Origin of the sequence: Iodidimonas nitroreducens (assembly GCA_000710935.1) — a bacterium.
Lineage (GTDB): Bacteria > Pseudomonadota > Alphaproteobacteria > Sphingomonadales > Rhodothalassiaceae > Iodidimonas > Iodidimonas nitroreducens.
Window position 1 is genome coordinate 1 of record BAYV01000044.1, and the last position, 2,798, is coordinate 2,798.

Here is a 2,798-nt window from a genome sequence, read left to right on the forward strand (position 1 = left end):
GTCCCGAATGGATGAAAATTCAGTGGCAGGTCAACTGTTGAGGCAATTGGAAAAGAAGAAATCATCATCAAAGGAGATGATGGTGACTTTTATCGCGCCCCCTTGAAAAATCTTGGTGATTATATTTCGTGGCCAAATTCAATTTTCCCTAACGTCGACTTGCGAAATAGCAAAGATGTCTGATCGGTGACTCAACCACCCTCACCCAGACGTAGAATCCTTTAATAACGGGTTCTACGTTTTGGGTGTATTTGTTGATATCATGATTCCATGGAATCATGATATCAACGTTTCATGGAGATATAGGATTCCCACATTGTCAAGAAGAGCTGCGACTTTGAGCCTTTTGAAAACCCGAATGTTTCCCCTGCCTTGGCGCTAAACGCATCGAAAATCTCAGGCGGTATCATCACCTGGAGCGGCTTGTTCTTAGCCTCAGACTTGCGAGGGTCGGCATGAATGATGTTTGTGGCCCTTTCCCGTGGTGGTGGTGCACCCTTTTTCAAAAGGGAGGTGTTTGCCATTACGCTATCTCCTTCGATGCCGTGACCGCAGCAAGACGATTGATAATTGACTGCGCCAGACGTTCAGCCTTCTTGTTCAGGGTACGGTGTGGAGTCTCTGTGATGACCTTTCCGGCGTCGTGCGCAATGCCATAAGCGGTCGAGACCGGTACATAGCCATCTAGGGTGATATATTCTGTTTGTTTCAGATAGGCTCGTGCCGCATTGAGCTCAGCCTCACTGTTCGTCGTCTTCATTAGTGCAAACGCAATCTTTCCTGTGCTGATACCAGCATCAGCGAGGCTGTGCGCGAGCTTTACGGCTGGCCGCAGATCGTCCTTGGTCTGCCCAGTCGGAATGACGGTCAGATCAGCCGCCTGTGCAATTTCTAGGGTTTGTTGTGAAGAGTGAGGACGGCCATCGAGGATATAGGCATCAAAACGCCCCGCTTCCGCCAACGCCGTCTTGAGGTTTCCAAAGGGCTGCACTTGAATTTCTGGCTCGATTTGCGCTTCGGCTCGATCTGCCGCCCATTCCGTGCACGTGGTCTGCTGTGTATCTAGATCAGCGATCTTGACTGAAAATCCGTCCTTCGCCAGTTCCCGCGCAAATAACCTTGCCAAAGTAGACTTTCCCGCCCCACCTTTTTGCGAGACCATTCCGATTATGTAACTCATGATGCCTCTGCTTAGTCTGTTTTTTTGATGATATCATGGAATCATGGTTACTCAATACCATGTCATCATGATGGCATCCTGCCATGAAATCATATTTTCATGGATTTTCATGTCTTTCGTACCAGCTCTTACAGAATTTAATGAAGTGGCGGGTGGGGTGCTTGGGTTCAATTTCATTATCGCTAAGCCAGGAGCGCCATTCGCGCTCCAGCAAATGTACGTCCCAGCCCGGAGCCGCAGATCTTGCATCATGATATGCTTCGGGGTCGAGGCGACCTTCCCAAGCTGTCACAGAAGGTGCAATGAGCATCGTGCCGCGGTTGTGAAAAGTTACCATATCTGAATCGGTATCAAATGTGACACTGTAGTCGGGCAGGTGATCAAAATCGACCAGATCGCGGATCATTTGACGGAATCGCTTAAGAGGGCTTTGGGAGCCGGTCTTCTTGAGAAGGTTTTCAAGCCCAATCGTCCATTCGTCTTGCTGCCCACAGTGCTTTCTTGCAATTTCATAAACGCGCCGCTCAATCGGCTTCCGCAATCGAAAATAATCACGGTGCAGTGTCAGCACTTCTTGGGAGCGGATCGCGTTGAACACCCAATCAGAGAGCTTTACCTCGCACCAAAGCAGTCTTCCATCAAGACCATGCTTACGGCGGATAGATGAGGCGTCAATCAAACCAAAACTGTCCGTTTGCTCCTCATCACCTGAGCGAATGTTCGTTCGAATCCGTGTACCTTCTAAACGATCAAGCGCCTCCACAAGCGCCATGTAATCCCGCCCGCTCGTACCACGATTGGTGAAGATCAACAGATCGCGTGAGTTGATCCGAACGCGCGGCGAGACCTGTTCATTGTTTTTCAGCTTCGCCATGATCTGCGAAATACAGTAGATTAAAATATCCTTGTCATAGATCGTGGCCAAGCCTTTGACACTTGGGGTAATTTCTATCCAATTACCCTTGTGTTCGTAACGCCGAACATTCGTCTCCGGTTTCTTCGAGAGTGAATAGAACGGATGCTCCATGTGAGTCATCACATCCTTGAGCACGGCATCGGCAACATCACAAATGAATAGATCATGTTGCCGATGCCGGTCTGGCATCAGAGGTAGAGGGGACTTCTCTTCATTAGCGGAAAAGAGATCAAGATTCGTGGTATCAGGTTCCATGCTCTGATATTCGTGGTTTTAGTTACCCTTTGTCAAGATTCGTGGTTTTAGTTACCGAAATTCGTGGTTTTAGTTACCGAAATTCGTGGTTTTAGTTACCGGACGTTAGATTTTATATCGTTAAATCAAGGGCTTCCAGAAGCTTATCCACAGCTTAACACTATATATAACACATATATAACACTCTAAAATGCCGGTCCCTCCTGTGGATAACTCTTAATGGTGAACCTTATTCAGACATAATTGCCCATAAAACAGGTCTGCATCAGAAGTTGATGCCATCTGAATCAAAACAGCAGATGTGGCAATATAACTGGTACCATGGCTGTCCAGAAAATAGGGGAGAAGCAATGTCAGGGTCAGCGCCATAATTACCAACGTTCAAGCCAGCCTAAATATGCGATATTTAGATACTGGCACTGTGACCTGCCACGGGATTATTCCTCC

General features: G+C 47.7%; 3 protein-coding genes. All 3 read right to left on the reverse strand.

All coding sequences use genetic code 11. From position 1 onward, the window contains the following. Positions 1–284 precede the first annotated feature (284 nt). Positions 285–524, reverse strand: a complete 240-nt coding sequence (locus tag AQ1_RS11995) for a hypothetical protein (protein ID WP_042087643.1) — start codon at positions 522–524, stop codon at positions 285–287. Continuing rightward, entirely contained in the window at positions 524–1,180 is a 657-nt protein-coding gene (locus AQ1_RS12000) for a ParA family protein (protein WP_042087646.1), read from the reverse strand. Before AQ1_RS12000 ends, AQ1_RS11995 begins: the two co-directional genes overlap by 1 nt. 97 nt (positions 1,181–1,277) lie before the next feature. Further along, positions 1,278–2,285, reverse strand: a complete 1,008-nt coding sequence (locus AQ1_RS12005) for a replication initiator protein A (RefSeq protein WP_042087647.1) — start codon at positions 2,283–2,285, stop codon at positions 1,278–1,280. Between the last annotated feature and the right edge of the window lie 513 nt (positions 2,286–2,798).